Genomic DNA, 18,067 nt, shown 5'->3' on the forward strand with positions numbered 1-18,067 from the left:
GGAGAACCACCACCGTGACTGAGATCGTGTACGACACCGACGCAGACCTGTCGATCATCCAGGGCAAGAAGGTCGCCGTCATCGGCTACGGCTCGCAGGGCCACGCCCACGCGCTCAACCTCCGCGACTCGGGCGTCGAGGTCGTCATAGGCCTGAAGGAGGGCTCGAAGAGCCGCGCCAAGGCCGAGGAGGCCGGGTTCACGGTCCACACCCCCGCCGAGGCCTCGGCCTGGGGCGACGTGATCGTCGTCCTCGCGCCCGACCAGGTGCAGCGCCACGTCTACGCGGACGACATCGCCCCGAACCTCACCGAGGGCAAGGCGCTCGTCTTCGGCCACGGCTTCAACATCCGCTTCGGCTACATCGAGGCCCCCGACAACGTCGACGTGTTGCTCGTCGCGCCCAAGGGCCCCGGCCACACCGTCCGCCGCGAGTTCGAGGCCGGCCGTGGCGTCCCCGTCATCGTCGCGGTCGAGAACGACGCCTCCGGCTCGGCCTGGGACCTCGCCTGGTCGTACTCCAAGGGCATCGGCGGCCTCCGCGCCGGCGGCATCAAGACGACCTTCACCGAAGAGACCGAGACCGACCTCTTCGGCGAGCAGGCCGTGCTCTGCGGCGGCACCTCGCAGCTGATCCAGTACGGCTTCGAGACCCTCACCGAGGCCGGCTACCAGCCGCAGATCGCCTACTTCGAGGTCCTGCACGAGCTCAAGCTCATCGTCGACCTCATCTGGGAGGGCGGCCTCGCCAAGCAGCGCTGGAGCGTCTCCGACACCGCCGAGTACGGCGACTACGTCTCCGGCCCCCGCGTCATCACGCCCGACGTCAAGGAGAACATGAAGGCCGTCCTGGCCGACATCCAGTCGGGCGCCTTCGCGAAGCGCTTCATCGACGACCAGGACGCCGGCGCGCCCGAGTTCGCCGAGCTGCGCAAGAAGGGCGAGGAGCACCCCATCGAGGCCACGGGCCAGGAGCTCCGCGCGCTCTTCGCCTGGAAGCAGACCGACACCGACTACGTGGACGGCAGCGCCGCACGCTGACCACCCCCTCTCCACCCGCAGGGGCCCCTCTCCATCCGGAGAGGGGCCCCTCGGCCGTCCGGGGCTCTCGGGCGCTCGTGGCATGATCTAGGGCATGGCAGCGAGCAAGAAGGCAGTGCACTTCGGTGCGGGGAACATCGGTCGGGGCTTCGTGGCGCAGTTCCTGCACGCGAGCGGCTACGAGGTCGTGTTCGCCGACGTCGCCGACGAGCTGATCGGCCTGCTGCAGCGGCAGCCGTCGTTCGAGGTGCACGAGGTCGGCGAAGAGAGCCGCACCAACGTCGTCGACGGCTACCGAGCGATCAACAGCCGGACCGACGAGGAGGCGCTGGTCGCCGAGATCGCGACCGCCGACGTCGTCACCACGGCCGTGGGCGCCCGCATCCTCCCGTTCGTCGCCCCGGTGATCGCCCGGGGGCTCGCTGCGCGGGACGCCTCCCTGGCGCCCCTCGCCGTCATCGCGTGCGAGAACGCCATCAACGCCACCGACTCCCTGGCCGAGGCCGTGCGCCAGGCCGACCCGGCCGACAACGCCGTCTTCGCCAACTGCGCCATCGACCGCATCGTCCCCGAGCAGGCCGCCGGCTCGCTCGACGTCACGATCGAGTCGTTCTTCGAGTGGGTCGTCGAGAGTGCGCCCTTCGGCGCCGACCGCCCCGACATCGCCGGCGTCACCTGGGTCGACGACCTGGCGCCCTTCATCGAGCGCAAGCTCTTCACGGTCAACACCGCCCACGCGGCCGCTGCTTACCACGGCTTCTCGCGCGGCCTCGACAGCATCCGCGAGGCACTGGCCGACGAGGCCGTGCTGGCCGAGGTCCGCGGCGCGCTCCGCGAGACCACCGAGCTGCTCGTCGCCAAGCACGACCTCGACCTCGACGAGCAGCAGGCCTACGTCGAGAAGAACCTCGTGCGCATCTCGAACCCGCACCTGCCCGACACGACCGAGCGAGTGGGCCGCGGCCCTCTTCGCAAGCTCAGCCGCCACGAGCGATTCGTCGGCCCGGCGACGCAGCTCGCCGAGCGCGGCCTGGGCCATGACGCCCTCGTCCGCGCCGTCCGTGCGGCACTCGACTTCGACGTGCCCGACGACGCCGAGAGCGTCGAGCTGCAGGCGCTGCTGACCTCGGGCCTCCCCGACGCCGAGCTGACGGTGACGCTGACCGGCGTCGAGCAGGGCCATCCGCTGTTCCCGGCCCTGTTGGAGGCGGTCTCGTCGAAGACGGCGGCATGACCGATCCGTCCCCGGCACGTCGCGAGCACGACGAGGCACACGACCTCGACGAGCACGACGACGACGCCCTCAGCTGGGGCGACGAACGCGACGCCAGCCACGTCGAGGGCCCCGCGCCCGCTGCGGCGTCCGGCACCGAGGCCGACGACGAGCTCGACGGGGGCATGAGCAGCGCCTCCCTCGTGGGCCACGGCGTCTTCGGCGGCGTCGCGCTGCTGTCGTGCGTCGGGTGGCTCGTCTCGCGAGACCAGTTCCTGACGTCCTTCGGAGGGACTGCCGTCGACCACCTCCAGACCGCCCTGTGGCTGCTCGGGGTCGCGCTCGCGATCGTCGCCCCCGCGGTGTGGTTCGTGACCACGATCCTGCTGGTGCCGCAGTCGCGGTCGTCGCGGCGCCTCCTCGTGTTCGCGATCGGCGCGGTGGCACTGGCACCGTGGCCCCTGGTGATCGGAGGAGGCGCGTGACCGCCCGCGAGACCGGCCCGGTCACGCACACGGCCGGCGGCACCACGGCCCCTCGTCGTCGTCGCCCCCGGGTCGCCTTCGTCGTGGTCGCCGTCGTCGCCGCGCTCTTCTTCGCCTACGACCTGTACGAGGCGATCACGAACCTCGTGCTCGTGCCGCAGGACGTCCGTTACCAGAACAACGAGTTCTTCGACGAGGTCGGGGTGGACGGCCTCGCCGCCACGCCGCCGTGGGCCGCGCTCGTCGCCAACGTGCTGCTGCCGGTCGTCGCCTGGGGCGGTGCGCTCCTCGTCGCGCGCAGGCGGCCCCTCTGGCAGGTCGTGCTCGCCTTCGTCGCGGGGCTGGCGCTCGTCGGCTCCGTGTCGCTCACGATCACGGCGTACGTCCTCAGCATCTGACCCGACCTGCACCGGTGCGCCCCCTGGCGAGGGCGCCGAGGGCAGACGCGGGGCGGGGCGTCATGTGCGCGTCATGCGCCGCCTGAGTCGATAGAGTGCACAGCAGCCGCGCCCACGGCGCGTCGCGGCGTTCACCCCAGACCCCTCTCGTTAGGACATCGTCTCCGTGGCCAAGCCCGTCGTGCTGATCGCAGAAGAACTCTCACCCGCCACCGTCGAGGCCCTCGGCCCCGACTTCGACGTCCGGTCCGTGGACGGCACCGATCGTCCCGCGCTGCTCTCGGCCCTCGCGGGGGCCGACGCGGTGCTCGTCCGCTCGGCGACGCAGCTCGACGCCGAGGCCATCGCCGCCGCTCCCGGCCTGAAGGTGATCGCCCGTGCGGGCGTCGGGCTCGACAACGTCGACATCAAGGCGGCCACGACGGCCGGCGTCATGGTGGTCAACGCGCCGACCTCGAACATCATCTCCGCGGCCGAGCTCACGGTCGGCCACATCCTCAGCCTCGCGCGCCACATCCCCGCGGCGCACTCCGCCCTGGCGCAGGGCCAGTGGAAGCGCTCGAAGTACACGGGCGTCGAGCTGTTCGAGAAGACGGTGGGCATCGTCGGCCTCGGGCGCATCGGCGCGCTGATCACCGCGCGGCTGCAGGCCTTCGGCGTGAACGTCGTCGCGTACGACCCCTACGTCACCCCGGCCCGAGCCCAGCAGCTCGGCGTCACGCTGCTCTCGCTCGACGAGCTGCTCGCCACCGCGGACTTCGTCACCATCCACATGCCGAAGACGGCGGAGACGACCGGCATGATCGGCCTCGAGCAGATGAAGGCCATGAAGCCCACCGCCTTCGTCGTCAACGTCGCGCGCGGCGGCCTGATCGACGAGGACGACCTCTACACGGCGCTCACCACGGGCGAGATCGCCGGTGCGGGCCTCGACGTCTTCGTGTCGGAGCCTCCCGTCGACCAGAAGCTGCTCGGCCTCGAGAACGTCGTCGTCACCCCGCACCTCGGCGCCTCGACCGACGAGGCTCAGGAGAAGGCGGGCGTCTCGGTCGCCCGCTCGGTGCGCCTCGCCCTCGGCGGCGAGCTCGTGCCCGACGCGGTCAACGTCGCAGGCGGGGTCATCGACCCCTACGTGCGCCCCGGCATCCCGCTGCTCGAGAAGATCGGCCAGGTCTTCGCGGCCCTCGCCGACTCGCCCCTGACCAGCGTCGACGTCGAGGTCCGCGGCGACCTCGTCGAGTACGACGTCAGCGTCCTCAAGCTCGCGGCGCTCAAGGGCATCTTCACGAACATCGTCAGCGAGTCGGTCAGCTACGTGAACGCGCCGCTGCTGGCGGAGCAGCGCGGCATCACCGTGCGCCTGCTCACCGACCCCACGAGCGAGGAGTACCGCAACGTCCTCACCGTCCGCGGCTCGCTCGCCGACGGCGGCCAGATCTCGGTCTCGGGCACCCTGACGGGCACCAAGCAGGTCGAGAAGATCGTCGAGATCAACGGCTACGACGTCGAGGTCCCGATCGCGGCCCACCACCTCGTCATGGTCTACGGCGACCGCCCGGGCATCGTCGCCGTCTACGGCAAGGAGTTCGGCGACGCCGGCATCAACATCGCCGGCATGCAGATCGCCCGTCGCAGCGCAGGGGGCCAGGCCCTCAGCGTCCTCACGATCGACAGCCCCGCGCCCGACGAGCTGCTCGAGAAGGTCCGCACGGCGATCGACGCCGAGCTGCTCCGCGAGATCGACGTCACGCTGTAGCGCTGCCCGCGCTGCCCGCGCGCCCCGCGCGACGCGGCGACGCCCCGGTGCCGGTCCTGTGACCGACGCCGGGGCGTCGTGCTGTGTGCGGGGTGCTGTGCCCTGCGCCTAGAGCTCGATCGACTCGTGGGCGGCGAGCTGGACGGCGTCGCCGCCGACGGACTGCGCGCTCGCCTTCATACGATCGAAGTGCATCGCGAGGCCCGGGCCGGACAGGGTCTGCTCGTGCGTCGGGAACGCCAGCTTCGGCTTCACCGCCGCGACGTAGTCGATGACCTCGGACACCTTGAGCCACGGGGCGCCGACCGGCGTCGCCAGGGTCTCGACCGGCACGCCCGGCACGGTGAACTGGTCGCCCGGGTAGAACAGCGAGCCGTTGACCATGACGCCGACGTTGTCGATGACGGGGATGCTCTCGTGGATCACTGCGTGCCGCGTCCCGTGGAACGACAGGCTGAAGGGCCCGGCCTCGACCGTGTCGCCGTCGGTGACCACGTGGACCTCGAACCCGTCGGCCGCGTCCGCGACGCCCTGCGGGCCGTACAGGACCGCGTCGGGGTTCGTCTCGCGGAGGTGGGCGAGCTGGTCGGGCGTCCAGTGGTCGGCGTGCTCGTGGGTCACGACGACGGCGTCGACGTCGTGCAGGTCGACCAGGGGAGCGGTGAACGAGCCAGGGTCGATGACGAGCTTGCGCCCGTCCTTCTCGACGACGAGGCAGGCGTGTTCGAGTTTCGTGAGGCGCATGGGGCCGACTGTACGCCCGTGGGCGCTACCGATGACCCCTGTCGCGCCCGCCTCCTGCCTGCTCTTGCCGCCCTTGCGGGATGCCTGCGACACGCGGAGCGGCCCCGATTTGTGACCGGCTCGACAGCTGTGGCATACTCGACGAGTTGCAAATACGGCCCCATCGTATAGCGGCCTAGTACGTCGCCCTCTCACGGCGGTAACACGGGTTCGAATCCCGTTGGGGTCACCATCACGAAACCGCCCGGCTCTCAGCCGGGCGGTTTCGTCGTTCGGGGGCACGATCCGCCAGCCGAGACGCCGACCTGACCCTCGCCTCCGGCTGGCCCCTCTGGCGAGTGGTCAGTTGCCGTCCTCCCGGCGCCGCGACGGAACCGTACGCGACCACTCGGCGCGGAGCAGCGCGGCCCGGACGGGAACGGCCCCGGCGACGTCGGGTGACGTCGCCGGGGCCTTCCCGCCAGCAGGCAGGTCGAGCGCCGCAGGCGGGCGATCTAGCCCTTCGTGGCGCCGGCCAGCAGGCCGCGGACGAAGAACCGCTGCAGGGCGAAGAACACGATCAGCGGCACGATGATCGAGATGAACGCACCTGCGGTGAGCAGCTCCCACGACTGGCCGTACGAGCCCGACAGGTCCTGCAGCGCCTTCGTGATGGGCAAGCCCTGCCCCGAGGTGAACACCGTCGCCACGAGCAGGTCGTTCCACACCCACAAGAACTGGAAGATGCCGAAGGAGGCGATGGCCGGCATCGACAGCGGCAGCACGATCCGGAAGAAGACCTGGCCGTGTCCGGCGCCGTCCATGCGGGCCGCCTCGATCACCTCCGCTGGGATCTCGGAGATGAAGTTGTGCAGCATGAAGATCGCCAGGGGGAGGGCGAAGATCGTGTGCGCGATCCACACCTTGGCGAACGAGCCGTCGAGCCCGTTCACCCCGAGGCCGGGGAGGATGTACAGGCCGCCGACGCGGAGACCGTCGGAGAAGAGCCGGAGCAGCGGCACGAGGGCCATCTGGATCGGCACGATCTGCAGGGCGAAGACCAGCACGAACATCGTGTTGCGGCCCTTGAAGTCGATCCAGGCGAACGCGTAGGCCGCGAGGCTGGCGATCGTGATCGGGATCAGCGCCGCGGGCAGCGTGATGACGAGCGAGTTGAAGAAGGCCTTGCCGAGCGTGAGGCTGTCGCCCGAGTTGAACGCGTTGACGTAGTTGTCGAGCGTGAAGCCCGGGTTGGCGAAGACCGTCCACCAGCCGGTCGTCTTGATGTCGTTGGCGGGGCGGAACGACGAGATGAACAGGCCGGCCGTCGGCAGGGTCCAGATGGCCGCGATGATGAGCGCGGCGATGGTGGCGCCTCGGCTCGTGGTGCCCTTCTTCAGCTTGCCGCTCGAGCTCTCGACGGCGGCGAGGCCGCGCTTGAGCTGCCGCTCGGTGCCCGAGCCGACAGCGACCCCGACGGGGGTGGGGGTGGCGGTCATCGGATCTCCCTCTGCTTCTGGATCTGGCGGGCGTTGTAGATGACGATCGGCAGGACGAGCACGAACAGGATCACGGCCAGCGCCGAGCTGTAGCCGGTGCGGCTGCCGAGCTGGAACTGGCGCACCATCTCGAACGCGAGGATGGTGGTGTCGTTGCGGCCGCCGGTCATGGCCGAGACGATGTCGTAGACCTTCAGCGACGCGATCGAGATGGTCGTGAGGACGACGATGATCGTCGTGCGGATGCCCGGCACGGTGATGTGACGGAACGCCTGGAACCCGTTGGTGCCGTCGAGCGAGGCTGCTTCCAGCTGCTCGGCGGGGACGCCCTTGATGGCCGCCGACAAGACGGTCATCGCGAAGCCGGCCTGGGTCCAGATCAGCACGATGACGAGCAGCAGGGTGTTCCACGGCTCGAGTCCGAGCCAGTCGACGGGCTGGCCGCCGAAGCCGACGAGGATGCCGTTCAGCAGGCCGATCTGGTCGCCCTGGCGGATGTCGTAGAAGAACTTGAAGATGATCGACGCGCCCACGAACGAGATGGCCATCGGCATGAAGACGAGCAGCTTCAGGAACTTCTCGCCTCGGCTCTTGTCGATGAAGACCGCGTAGGCGAGACCGATCGCGGTCGCCGTGATCGGGGCCAGCAGCACCCAGATCAGCGTGTTGCCGAAGGCAGTGAGGCCGTCGGGGCTCGTGAACACCCAGACGAAGTTGTCGAGCCCTGCGAAGCCGGACCCGTCGTTCTTCATGAACGCCTGCCCCGCGGTCGTGATCGTGGGGTAGATCAGGCCGATCAGCAGGAAGAACACGGCCGGGGTCATGAACGCGATGAGCTGCAGCGAATAGCCGGCGCCGCGCTTCGAGCGGTAGTCGAGCAGGAACAGCCCGCCGCCGAGCACGGCCGCGATCGCGGCGACCCAGATGACCGACTGGTAGAGGCCGAAGGCGAGCAGCACCACGACCGGGACGACCACGCAGACGGCGAGGCGGAGGATCGTGTACTGGAGGCCACGGCGGGGCGCGAACTCGACGAAGACGAGCACCACGCCCACCAGCGCGGCGAAGGCGAGCAGGATCAGGGGGATCTGGGCCAGGGGCGGGATGCCCGCCAACCACTGGAAGAAGCTGGACATCGCTGTCCCTTTCACGTTCGGGTACCAGGGCGCTCGAGCACGGCGCCGAGGAGGCGGCCGCGCGCGACGGGGATGCGTGAGGGGCCGCCGCCGCACGGCGACGGCCCCTCACGGTCGGGCTGCTGGCTAGCTGGTGTAGCCGGCCTGGATCTCCTCGAGCACCGAGTCGGTGTCCGTGCCGTCGATCCAGTCGACCATGCCCTTCCAGAAGCTGTCGGAGCCGACCGACTTGGGCATCAGGTCAGAACCGTCGAAGCGGAACGTGGTGTCGGTGCCCTGCAGGATCTCGACGGCGCTCTTCAGCAGGTCGCTGCCGGCGTTCTCCGGGTCGAGGCCCTTGTTGGCCGAGATGACGCCTCCGAGCGAGACGCGGCTGTTGGCCCAGTCGGCGCTGGCGAGGTACGCCTGCACCTTGGCGGTGTCGTCGTCGTTCGAGAACGCGGCGACGAACTCGCCGCCGCCCGTGACGGCGGCGGGGTCGCCCTCCTCCATCGGCGGGGTCAGGAAGGCCCAGACGTCGCCGTCCTCGGCGACCGTGGCGGGCGTGCCGTCAGCGTTGTTCGCGGCGGTGAGGAAGCCCTCGAAGAACGAGGCCTGGTGCGTGAGCGCGCAGCTGCCGTTCGCGACGTTCGTGGCGACGTCGCCGAAGGCCGTGGAGTTGATCGACTTCACGTCGCCGTAGCCGGCGTTGACCATGGAGGGGTCCTGCAGGATCGTGCCGACGGAGTCGAACGCGTCCTTGATCTCGGGGTCGGTGAACTTCGTGTCGCCCGTGACCCACGAGTCGTAGGCGTCGGGGCCGGCCTCGCGGAGCACGAGGTCCTCGATCCAGTCGGTGCCGGGCCAGCCCGAGGCCTCGCCCGAGTTGAAGCCGGCGCACCAGGGAGCCGTGCCGGTCTTCTCCTGGATGGTCTTCGAGACCTCGACGAGCTCGTCGTAGGTCTTGGGGATCTCGACGCCCCACTCCGCGAACTTGGCGGGGGAGTACCAGACGTAGCCCTTGACGCTCGCCATCAGCGGAGCGCCGTACTGCGTGCCGTCGACCTGGCCGTACTTCTGCCAGTCCTCCGACCAGCCCTCCTTGACGTTCGCGAGCGCGTCGGCCGGGAGCTCCTGCACCTTGCCGCTGCCGACGGTGTCGGCGAGCAGGCCCGGCTGCGGGAAGATCGCGAGGTCGGGGGTGTCGCCGCCCTGGACCTTGATGCCGATCTGCTTCTCGAACTCCTTGTCGCCCGTGTACTTGATCTCGATGTCGTTCTCGGCCTCCCAGTCGGCCCAGGACTCCTCGAGCAGGGTCGCCTCGTCGCCGTTGATCGTGCCGTACACGTTCACGACGCCGTCGGCCGTGCCGACCGAACCGCCCGCGTCGCCGCCCGCGTTGGGGTCGTTGGGGTCGGCGCTGCCGGAGCAGCCGACCAGCAGGAAGCTGGATGCAGCCAGGATGGCCAGGGGGCCCGTGAACCTGCGGTGCAGGGATGCTCGCATGGTGATCTCCTCGTCGAGTTGCGATGCACGTGGCCTGCTCGTGCTGCCGAGCCGGGCCACTGCCGCGCACGTCGTCGTCGACGCGCGTCGACGATGAGTGTCACACACGCGCAGGAGGCGCGCAACAACCCGTGCTACCGGCGCGCCGCAGCGGGGGCCGCGCCCCGCCCACCTGCTCGGCGGCCGTCGACCGGCGCCGGCGCCGAGCTGCCCCGCACGACGAGCTGAGGAGCCACGAGGAGGTGCGGCGCGTCCGTGCTGCGCCCCTCCAGCCGGTCGACGAGATGGTCGACGGCGGCGACCGCGAGCTCGGCGCCGGGCGGCGAGACGGTCGTGAGCGGGGGCGACGTCATGTCGGCGGCGAGGTCGCCGATGCTCAGCGCCACGACCGACACGTCACGGGGGATCGAGCAGCCGGCGAAGGCCGCCGCCTGGACGAAGCCCGCCAGCGCCGTCTCGTTGAAGGCGATCACGGCGGTGGGGTGCGCCGGCGACGCCGTCAGCGCGTCGAAGGCCGCGCGGCCGCCCGTGACGGAGACGGCGGCGTGGTGGACCTCGATCTTGAGGCCCGCCGAGCACCCGGCCTCGGCCAGGGAGCGCGCCGCACGGGCGAGCGGGCCGGAGCCCCGCTCGTGCGACCTCACCGACTGGCTGAGGAAGAACGCCCGCTCGTGGCCGAGGCCCACGAGGTGCTCGACGGCGATGCGCCCCAGCGCGTCGTAGTCGGCGTCGACGAACGAGAGGCCTGCGACGTCGTCGGGGCGGCCGATGTTCGTGAACGGGACCCGCGCCTCCGTCAGGACCGCCACCCGGTCGTCGTCCGGCGTCAGCTCCATCAGCACGACGCCGTCGACCAGGCCCTCGCTCACGAGGCTCTCGAGCCCCTCGACGTCGTCGATCGGCGTCGACCAGAGCAGGAGGTGGTAGCCGCGTTCCCGCGCACGGTCCGTGGCCGCCGCGACGTACTCGAACTCGGACGACGTCACGCCGCGTCTGCCGTACGGGTAGTGCAGGGCGAGGATCCCGCCGCGCGAGCCGGCGAGGCCACGGGCGAACGCGTTCGGCGTGTAGTTGAGCTCGGCCATCGCCGCCTCGACGCGGCGGCGGGTGGCGTCCGAGATGGTCCGTCGGCCGCTCAGGGCGTACGAGACGGTGCTGGACGAGACGCCGGCCAGGCGCGCCACGTCGTCACGGGTCGCTGGTGCCATGCTCGTCCACCTCGTCGTCGGTCGTGCGCACAGCATACGAGCGCAGGCCCGGACGAGCGACGAGCGTCGCGTGGTGGGCGAGGGCTACGCGGGCCTGAACTGCACCGAGATGCGCGGCCCGTGCGAACAGCCGATCGGTCGAACGTGCGTTCTGGTCGCGTGACGGTCACCATCGCTGAGCCACGACCTGCGACGCCGCCGGCCCCGTGAGCTCGTGCGCCACCCCGTCGACGTCCACGTCGACCAGCACCCCGCCCCAGAACGACACCTGCAGCCTTCCCTGGTAGACCCAGAGTCGGTCGCCCGACGACCGGTCGAAGGCGACGACCGTCGACCGGCCGCCCGAGCTGCCGTAGGCGAACGCGTAGCCGACGGTGCGTCCGGTCGCCGCGGGCACCGCGCCTCCGGGCAGCTCGACGACCGACCTCGCGGCGCCGTCCGACCCGTCGAGCACGCGGAGGGCGAGCGACCCGTCGTCCTGGGCGGGCGACGCGGCGAAGAGGTCGTCGTCGGTCTGGCCCGCGAGGCCGTCGACGCTGACCGCTCCCCGGCGGTCGTGGCTCCACCGGGTCTCGCCCGTGTCCCAGTCGACGCAGCTGACCCTGTCGTCCGCGACGTCGGTCACGACGAGGCACGAGCGGGCCGCGCTCGGCGCGCCCTGCACCTCGGGGGAGGTCGTCCACCGGGTGCGCCCGTCGAGGTCGACGGCGGTGAAGCCCCCCGACCGGCCCGACGCCGACACGATCAGGTCGTCGTGCACCAGGGGCCCGACCAGCGCGTCGAGCCTGGTGCCCCAGTCTCGCTCGCGGCCCGTCCCGGGATCGACGGAGACCGTGCCCTGCGGGGTCGAGACCAGGGCGCGGTCCGCCAGCGCGAGGACGACGCCCGTCGTGGTGCCCGCGCCCCGCCACGTCACGTGCCCGAGGTCGTCCGCGTCCCGGACCTCGTAGCGGTAGGCGCCGCCTGCGGACGGCTGGCGTCCCGTGAGGACCACCTGGCCCTCCGACTGGAACTGGTCGCTGTCCGTCGTCGTCCACGACGCCGAGCCGTCGACGACCTGCCCCGTCGCCGGGTCGAGCGCCACGAGCTTCGAGAGGGCGCCGCCGGAGGTGCGCAGCAGCAGTCGGTCCGGGTCGCCCGCCGGGCCGATCGCCGAGGCCGAGAGCACCTCGGCGCTGTCGAGGTCGCCCAGGTCGGGGAAGTCGTCCCTGGCGTCGTGCACCCAGGCCATCCGGCCGTCCCGCGTGTCGAGCAGCCCGACCCGGGACCCGACCCGGCGAGTGTCGCTTCCGCAGCCCGCGTCGTTCGCGAACCCGTAGGTCCAGGCCGGCGCGGCGCGCACGAGCACCAGGCCGTCGTCGCCGACCGGCACGGACGGGAACCGCAGGCAGAGCGCCGGGGCGCCGGGCGCGAGCGCGCCGGCGAGGTCGGCGGTCCAGCCGGAGGCGGTCGGCGCCTCCCTCAGGTCGACCGTCGACGTGCCCTGCCACGGCGGGAGCCCGCCGTAGACGGGCTGGCCGGGGACGAGCCCGGCGGTGACCGCCGCGGCGGCGACGGCGAGGGCGAGGTAGCCGAGCCCGAGGCGGCGGCCCGGTGCGAGGCGGCGCCACCAGCGTGGACGCGGCGGCGGCGTCCGGCCCGGGGGACGGCCGGGCGCAGGCGCGTCCTGCGGCGTGGCCCGCGCCTCCTCGGCCTCGGTCGCCCTCTGCCCCGGCGAGGGCGTCGTCGGCTTCTCCCAGACCACGGCGGCGCTCGGCCGCGAGGGCTGCCAGGGGGCTCCCGGCGTGGTCACGAGGTGCTCCCGACGCGGGTGCGGTCGACGAGGCGGGAGGCGACGGCCGAGTCGTCCACGACGACGAGCGCGCCGCCCCAGAACGCCGCGCGGCCGGCCGACGTCGAGCCCCAGAGCCGCCGTCCGCCCGACGCGTCGTACGCGGTGACGGCGTCCGGTCCCGCTCCGGAGTCGTCGGTCTCGACGTAGACGACGGTGCGCGACGCGGCGACGACGTCGTCCGAGGGGCCGAGCGGCAGGGCGACGCGGCGGGAGCCGTCAGCGGCGTCGAGGGCTGCCAGTTCGGGGCCGTCGTCCCGCTGCGCCACGACCCAGACGTCGTCCCGCGACTGTCCGGGGACGGGGACGACCCGGGAGGGGCCTCCGAGGTCGCGGCTCCACAGCGCACGGCCGTCGCCGCGGTCGAGGCAGGTGACCGAGGAGGCGTCGGGCGCCAGGGCGAGGACGCACCGGTCCGTCACGGCGAGGGCGCCCGCCTCGACGTCGCTCGTCCAGCGCCGGTCGCCGATCGGGTCGACGGCCGACACGGTCGGACGATCCCGGCCCGCCCGCTCCACGAGGTAGAGGGAGTCGTCGCCCGTGGGGCCGGTGGCGGCCGTCTCGACCGTCGTGCCCCGGCCGCGCTCGAGCGGACGGGCCTCGCCCGTCCTGCCGTCCACGAACGAGCTGCGACCGTCCGCCTCGACGACCACGCCGGACGCCAACAGCAAGGGAGTCGTGCCGACGTCGGCCCGGCCCTGCCAGATCGGCGAGGTGAGGTCGCCCGCGTCGACGAGGGAGAAGCGCCGGGACGCGTCGTCCGTCCCCCCGACGGCTCGGAGCTGCAGGCGCCCGACGGCGGCGACGCTCACGGCCGGCAGGTCTCGGCGCCCCCGTGCGACCTCCAGGGCGGCCCCGTCGGCGAGGGCGAGCGCGACCTGAGCAGCGCCCCCGGAGGTCTGCACCTGGACCAGCACGCGGCCGGCTCCCGGCACGACCTGCGACGCGGGGATGGCCAGGGCGTCGGCGTCGGGGACGTCGTCGGCGAGGTCGTGCACCCAGCGGACCCGACCCGTCCCGGCCTCGACGAGGGCGACGCGACTCGTGTTCCCCGAGACCGCCGAGCGGCGACAGCCGGTCGCCGACGCGGCGTCGTCGGTCTCGAGGTCGACCGACGTGCCGACCGCGACGAGGCCGTCGGTCGCGGCGGAGGGCCACACGTGCACGCAGGCCGGGGGCACGTCGGGAGCGAGGAGGCCGGCGAGGTCGAGCGTCCAGGCGGCGTCCGTCGGCGGGCGCCGCAGCTCGTCGGCGGCCGGGGTGCCGGCAGCGGTGTCGCCGCCGCCGTAGTGGGGGACCACCGCGACGCCCACGACGAGGACGAGCACGGTCGCCGCGGCGAGCGAGAGGTAGAGGGAGCGCAGGCGCGACGACGAGGAGGCGGTCGTCCTGCGCCGACGGCGGGGCGCCTCCTCGAGGGGCACGCCGGCAGGCGGCGAGGACGCCGTGGGGAGGGCTGCCGGCGGCCGTGCGCCGCGCGCCGCGACGTCGGCACGCCAGCCGGCGCCGGGACGGGCCGGGGACCAGGGAGCGTCGTCTCGCACCATGCTCGGTCGACCTCCTCGTCGGGCGGTGCCGCCACGGCGCGGCGGCGGACCTGGTACCAGTCAGGACCCACGAGGCCTCGCGCGTCCACCTCGTGTTCGGAGACCTCCGCCCCGGCGCTCGCCGCGGCGCTTCCCGCGGCGCTCGCCGAGGGAATGCGGGGTGCCCGCGGCCGCGTTGCACCCCGCAGCGCGTCGGGCCTCGGCCGGGAGGCGCTGGCGTAGACTTCGACGATCATTCCGACCGAGACACCCGAGGAGAGGGGCGTGCCCGTGGGCAGGACGCTTGCCGAGAAAGTGTGGGACGACCACGTCGTCGTCAAGGGCGAGGACGGCGCCCCCGACCTTCTCTACATCGACCTCCACCTCCTCCACGAGGTCACGAGCCCGCAGGCCTTCGACGGGCTCCGGCAGGCAGGGCGGCCAATGCGGCGCACCGACCTGACGATCGCCACCGAAGACCACAACACCCCGACCCTCGCGATCGACAAGCCGATCGCCGACCTCACGAGCCGCACCCAGATCGAGACACTCCGCCGCAACACGGCCGAGTTCGGCGTCCGGCTGCACCCCCTCGGCGACGCCGAGCAGGGCATCGTGCACGTCGTGGGCCCGCAGCTCGGCCTCACGATGCCGGGCATCACCGTCGTCTGCGGCGACTCGCACACCTCGACGCACGGCGCGTTCGGCGCGATGGCCTTCGGCATCGGCACGAGCGAGGTCGAGCACGTCATGGCGACGCAGACCCTGCCGCTCAAGCCGTTCAAGACAATGGCCGTCACCGTCGAGGGCGCCCTCCGGCCCGGCGTGACGGCGAAGGACATCATCCTGGCGGTCATCGCGCAGATCGGCACCGGCGGCGGGCAGGGCTACGTGCTCGAGTACCGCGGCAGCGCGATCCGCGCCCTCTCGATGGAGGGCCGCATGACGATCTGCAACATGTCGATCGAGGCCGGCGCCCGCGCCGGGATGGTCGCCCCCGACCAGATCACGTTCGACTACCTCGAGGGCCGCGACCACGCCCCGACCGGCGCCGACTGGGACGAGGCGGTCGCCTACTGGAAGACCCTCCCGACCGATGACGACGCCGTGTTCGACGCCGAGGTGTTCCTCGACGCCGACACACTCGAGCCGTTCGTGACCTGGGGCACGAACCCGGGCCAGGGCGTGTCGCTCAGCGACTCGGTGCCCGACCCCTCGACGGTCGTCGACCCCAACGAGCGCGCCGCCGCCGAGCGCGCCCTCGAGTACATGGCCCTCGAGGCCGGCACGCCGATGAAGCAGATCCCCGTCGACGCCGTGTTCATGGGCTCGTGCACCAACAGCCGCATCGAAGACCTCCGGGCGTTCGCGTCGATCGTGCAGGGCAAGACGAAAGCCGAAGGCGTCCGCGTCATGGTCGTGCCGGGCTCGGCCCGAGTGCGGCTCGAGGCCGAGGCCGAGGGTCTCGACAAGGTGTTCACCGACTTCGGCGCCGAGTGGCGCTTCGCCGGCTGCTCGATGTGCCTCGGCATGAACCCCGACCAGCTCGCGCCGGGCGAGCGCTGCGCGTCGACCTCGAACCGCAACTTCGAGGGCCGCCAGGGCAAGGGCGGGCGCACCCACCTGGTGTCGCCGCTCGTCGCGGCCGCGACCGCCGTCCGCGGCACGCTGTCGTCCCCGTGGGACCTCTCTGGCGACGAGGCAGCGGCCCTCGACGGGGCCGACGCCGCCTCGGCGACCCCCATCCACGACCAGGTCGCCGCCGAGCTGGCCGGCCAGACCGCAGGAGGCGCGTCCTAGTGCAGAAGTTCACGGTCGTCACCGGCGTGGCCGCGCCCCTGAAGCGGTCGAACGTCGACACCGACCAGATCATCCCGGCCGAGTTCCTCAAGAGGGTCACCAAGACCGGCTTCGAGGACGCTCTGTTCTTCTCGGCACGCCAGGATCCCGACTTCGTGCTGAACCGCCCGGAGTACCAGGGCGCCCGCGTGCTCGTGGCCGGCCCCGACTTCGGCACCGGATCGAGCCGGGAGCACGCCGTCTGGGCCCTCCGCGACTTCGGCTTCGACGTGGTGCTGAGCTCGCGCTTCGGCGACATCTTCCGGGGCAACTCGGGCAAGCAGGGCCTGCTGAGCGCCGTCGTGGCCGAGGACGACATCGAGCGGATCTGGGCGGTCGTCGAGGCGAGCCCCGGCATCGAGATCACGGTCGACCTCGCCGCGCAGACCGCCACGGTCGGCGACCTCACGGTCTCGTTCGAGGTCGATGCCTACACTAAGTGGCGCCTCCTCGAGGGTCTCGACGACATCGGACTGACCCTCCGCGACGAAGCCGCGATCACAGAATTCGAAACCCGCCGCGCCGCCTGGCGCCCGAAGACATTGCCGGTGAAGTAAGTGAACTCTCTCGTCCAAGACGCAGCAGCTGCAGGGGCCCGTGTCGGCCTGAAGTCCGATGAGATCGTCATCCGCGGCGGCAAGCCGCTGATCGGTCGCATCGAGGTGCGCGGGGCGAAGAACCTCGCCACGAAGGCCATGGTCGCCTCGCTCCTGGGCGACACCCCCAGCATCCTCCGCGACGTGCCGGACATCAGCGACGTCAACGTCGTCCGCGGCCTGTTGTCGGTGCACGGCGTCCGCATCACCGACCCGGCCCGAGGCGAGATGATCCTCGACCCGGCCAACGTCGAGTCGGCCCACTTCGCCGAGATCGACGCGCACGCGGGCTCGAGCCGCATCCCGATCCTCTTCTGCGGCCCGCTGCTGCACCGGCTGGGCGAGGCGTTCATCCCCGACCTCGGCGGCTGCCGCATCGGCGACCGCCCGATCGACTTCCACCTCGACGCGCTCCGTGCGTTCGGCGCGGTCGTCGACAAGTCGTACAACGGCATCCACCTGACCGCGCCCGACGGGCTCAAGGGCGCCAACATCGAGCTGCCCTACCCGAGCGTCGGCGCGACCGAGCAGGTCCTCCTCACGGCCGTGCTGGCCGACGGGGTGACCGAGCTCCGCAACGCGGCGATCGAGCCCGAGATCATGGACCTCATCGCGATCCTGCAGAAGATGGGCGCCATCGTCTCCGTCGAGCCGAACCGCGTCATCTTCATCGAGGGCGTGAAGTCCCTGCGCGGCTACAAGCACCGTGCCATCAACGACCGCAACGAGGCCGCCAGCTGGGCGAGCGCCGCGCTGGCCACCAAGGGCGACATCTTCGTCGAGGGCGCCGACCAGAAAGACCTGATGACGTTCCTCAACGTCTTCCGCAAGGTCGGCGGCGACTTCGACGTCCACGAGGACGGCATCCGATTCTTCCACCCGGGGGGCGAGCTGAAGCCCGTCGTCGTCGAGACCGACGTGCACCCCGGCTTCATGACCGACTGGCAGCAGCCGCTCATCGTCGCGCTGACCCAGGCGCAGGGCACCTCGATCGTGCACGAGACCGTGTACGAGAACCGCTTCCAGTTCACCGAGGCCCTGAACGACATGGGCGCCGACATCACCGTGCACAAAGAGGGCCTGCCGGGCCACGACCGGCGCGTCGCGCGCCGCGAGTTCGAGCAGGCGGCCGTGATCAACGGCCCGACCGCTCTGCACGGGGCCGACATCCGCGTGCCCGACCTGCGCGGCGGCTTCAGTCACCTCATCGCCGCGCTGACGGCCGAGGGCGAGTCGAAGATCAGCAACGTCGGCATCATCAGCCGCGGCTACGAGCACTTCATCGCGAAGCTGCGCAAGCTGGGCGCCGACTTCGACTTCCAGGGCTGATCG

15 protein-coding genes and 1 tRNA gene are annotated in these 18,067 nt (G+C 71.7%); 9 read left to right on the forward strand and 7 right to left on the reverse strand.

Features of this window, described 5'->3' with window-relative positions; genetic code table 11:
• The first annotated feature begins 14 nt into the window (after nt 1-14).
• The 5 genes from ilvC to serA all read left to right on the forward strand — a co-directional run bounded on the left by ilvC (nt 15) and on the right by serA (nt 4,892).
• Nucleotides 15-1,040, forward strand: a complete 1,026-nt coding sequence (ilvC, locus tag ES689_RS02420; RefSeq protein WP_123546472.1) for a ketol-acid reductoisomerase — start codon at nt 15-17, stop codon at nt 1,038-1,040.
• A 94-nt stretch (nt 1,041-1,134) separates the two neighbouring features.
• Nucleotides 1,135-2,274 (forward strand): mannitol-1-phosphate 5-dehydrogenase, encoded by a 1,140-nt coding sequence (locus ES689_RS02425; protein ID WP_146899720.1) that lies wholly within the window; start codon nt 1,135-1,137, stop codon nt 2,272-2,274.
• A complete protein-coding gene (locus ES689_RS02430; protein WP_146899724.1) occupies nt 2,271-2,738 on the forward strand; it encodes a hypothetical protein in 468 nt (155 codons plus the stop codon). Before ES689_RS02425 ends, ES689_RS02430 begins: the two co-directional genes overlap by 4 nt.
• On the forward strand, nt 2,735-3,136 hold the full coding sequence (locus ES689_RS02435) for a hypothetical protein (protein ID WP_146899726.1): 402 nt from the start codon (nt 2,735-2,737) through the stop codon (nt 3,134-3,136). The genes ES689_RS02430 and ES689_RS02435 overlap by 4 nt, the downstream gene beginning before the upstream one ends.
• Before the next feature lie 166 nt (nt 3,137-3,302).
• Entirely contained in the window at nt 3,303-4,892 is a 1,590-nt protein-coding gene (serA, locus tag ES689_RS02440; RefSeq protein ID WP_146899730.1) for a phosphoglycerate dehydrogenase, read from the forward strand.
• A 108-nt stretch (nt 4,893-5,000) separates the two neighbouring features.
• On the opposite strand, the gene ES689_RS02445 is transcribed toward serA, so the two are convergent.
• The gene (locus tag ES689_RS02445) at nt 5,001-5,636 is read right to left on the reverse strand and encodes an MBL fold metallo-hydrolase (RefSeq protein WP_146899732.1); all 636 of its coding nucleotides are present in this window, start codon (nt 5,634-5,636) and stop codon (nt 5,001-5,003) included.
• Between the two features lie 156 nt (nt 5,637-5,792).
• On the opposite strand from ES689_RS02445, the gene ES689_RS02450 reads away from it, so the two are divergent.
• Nucleotides 5,793-5,868, forward strand: a tRNA-Glu gene (locus ES689_RS02450).
• A 262-nt stretch (nt 5,869-6,130) separates the two neighbouring features.
• Here the strand turns inward: ES689_RS02450 and ES689_RS02455 are convergent.
• The 6 genes from ES689_RS02455 to ES689_RS02480 all read right to left on the reverse strand — a co-directional run bounded on the left by ES689_RS02455 (nt 6,131) and on the right by ES689_RS02480 (nt 14,321).
• Nucleotides 6,131-7,114, reverse strand: coding sequence for a carbohydrate ABC transporter permease (locus tag ES689_RS02455; protein ID WP_133737753.1), 984 nt, complete (start codon nt 7,112-7,114; stop codon nt 6,131-6,133).
• Entirely contained in the window at nt 7,111-8,250 is a 1,140-nt protein-coding gene (locus tag ES689_RS02460) for a carbohydrate ABC transporter permease (RefSeq protein WP_146899735.1), read from the reverse strand. Before ES689_RS02460 ends, ES689_RS02455 begins: the two co-directional genes overlap by 4 nt.
• 126 nt (nt 8,251-8,376) lie before the next feature.
• Nucleotides 8,377-9,735 carry an ABC transporter substrate-binding protein gene (locus tag ES689_RS02465; protein WP_146899737.1) on the reverse strand — a complete coding sequence of 453 codons (1,359 nt, stop codon included), beginning with the start codon at nt 9,733-9,735 and terminating at the stop codon, nt 8,377-8,379.
• 134 nt (nt 9,736-9,869) lie between these two features.
• The gene (locus ES689_RS02470) at nt 9,870-10,943 is read right to left on the reverse strand and encodes a LacI family DNA-binding transcriptional regulator (RefSeq protein WP_191330141.1); all 1,074 of its coding nucleotides are present in this window, start codon (nt 10,941-10,943) and stop codon (nt 9,870-9,872) included.
• A gap of 166 nt (nt 10,944-11,109) precedes the next feature.
• Nucleotides 11,110-12,735, reverse strand: coding sequence for a PQQ-binding-like beta-propeller repeat protein (locus tag ES689_RS02475; protein ID WP_146899743.1), 1,626 nt, complete (start codon nt 12,733-12,735; stop codon nt 11,110-11,112).
• Entirely contained in the window at nt 12,732-14,321 is a 1,590-nt protein-coding gene (locus tag ES689_RS02480) for a PQQ-binding-like beta-propeller repeat protein (RefSeq protein ID WP_146899747.1), read from the reverse strand. The genes ES689_RS02475 and ES689_RS02480 overlap by 4 nt, the downstream gene beginning before the upstream one ends.
• 270 nt (nt 14,322-14,591) lie before the next feature.
• On the opposite strand from ES689_RS02480, the gene leuC reads away from it, so the two are divergent.
• Genes leuC through murA form a run of 3 tightly spaced genes read left to right on the forward strand, consistent with a single transcriptional unit; the run spans nt 14,592 to nt 18,064 of the window.
• The gene (gene leuC, locus ES689_RS02485; protein WP_223269425.1) at nt 14,592-16,100 is read left to right on the forward strand and encodes a 3-isopropylmalate dehydratase large subunit; all 1,509 of its coding nucleotides are present in this window, start codon (nt 14,592-14,594) and stop codon (nt 16,098-16,100) included.
• A complete protein-coding gene (gene leuD / locus ES689_RS02490; protein ID WP_123546460.1) occupies nt 16,100-16,696 on the forward strand; it encodes a 3-isopropylmalate dehydratase small subunit in 597 nt (198 codons plus the stop codon). Before leuC ends, leuD begins: the two co-directional genes overlap by 1 nt.
• The gene (gene murA / locus ES689_RS02495) at nt 16,697-18,064 is read left to right on the forward strand and encodes a UDP-N-acetylglucosamine 1-carboxyvinyltransferase (RefSeq protein WP_146899751.1); all 1,368 of its coding nucleotides are present in this window, start codon (nt 16,697-16,699) and stop codon (nt 18,062-18,064) included.
• The last annotated feature ends 3 nt before the right edge of the window (nt 18,065-18,067 follow it).

The organism is Frigoribacterium sp. ACAM 257 (genome assembly GCF_007954365.1).
Taxonomy (GTDB): domain Bacteria; phylum Actinomycetota; class Actinomycetes; order Actinomycetales; family Microbacteriaceae; genus Frigoribacterium.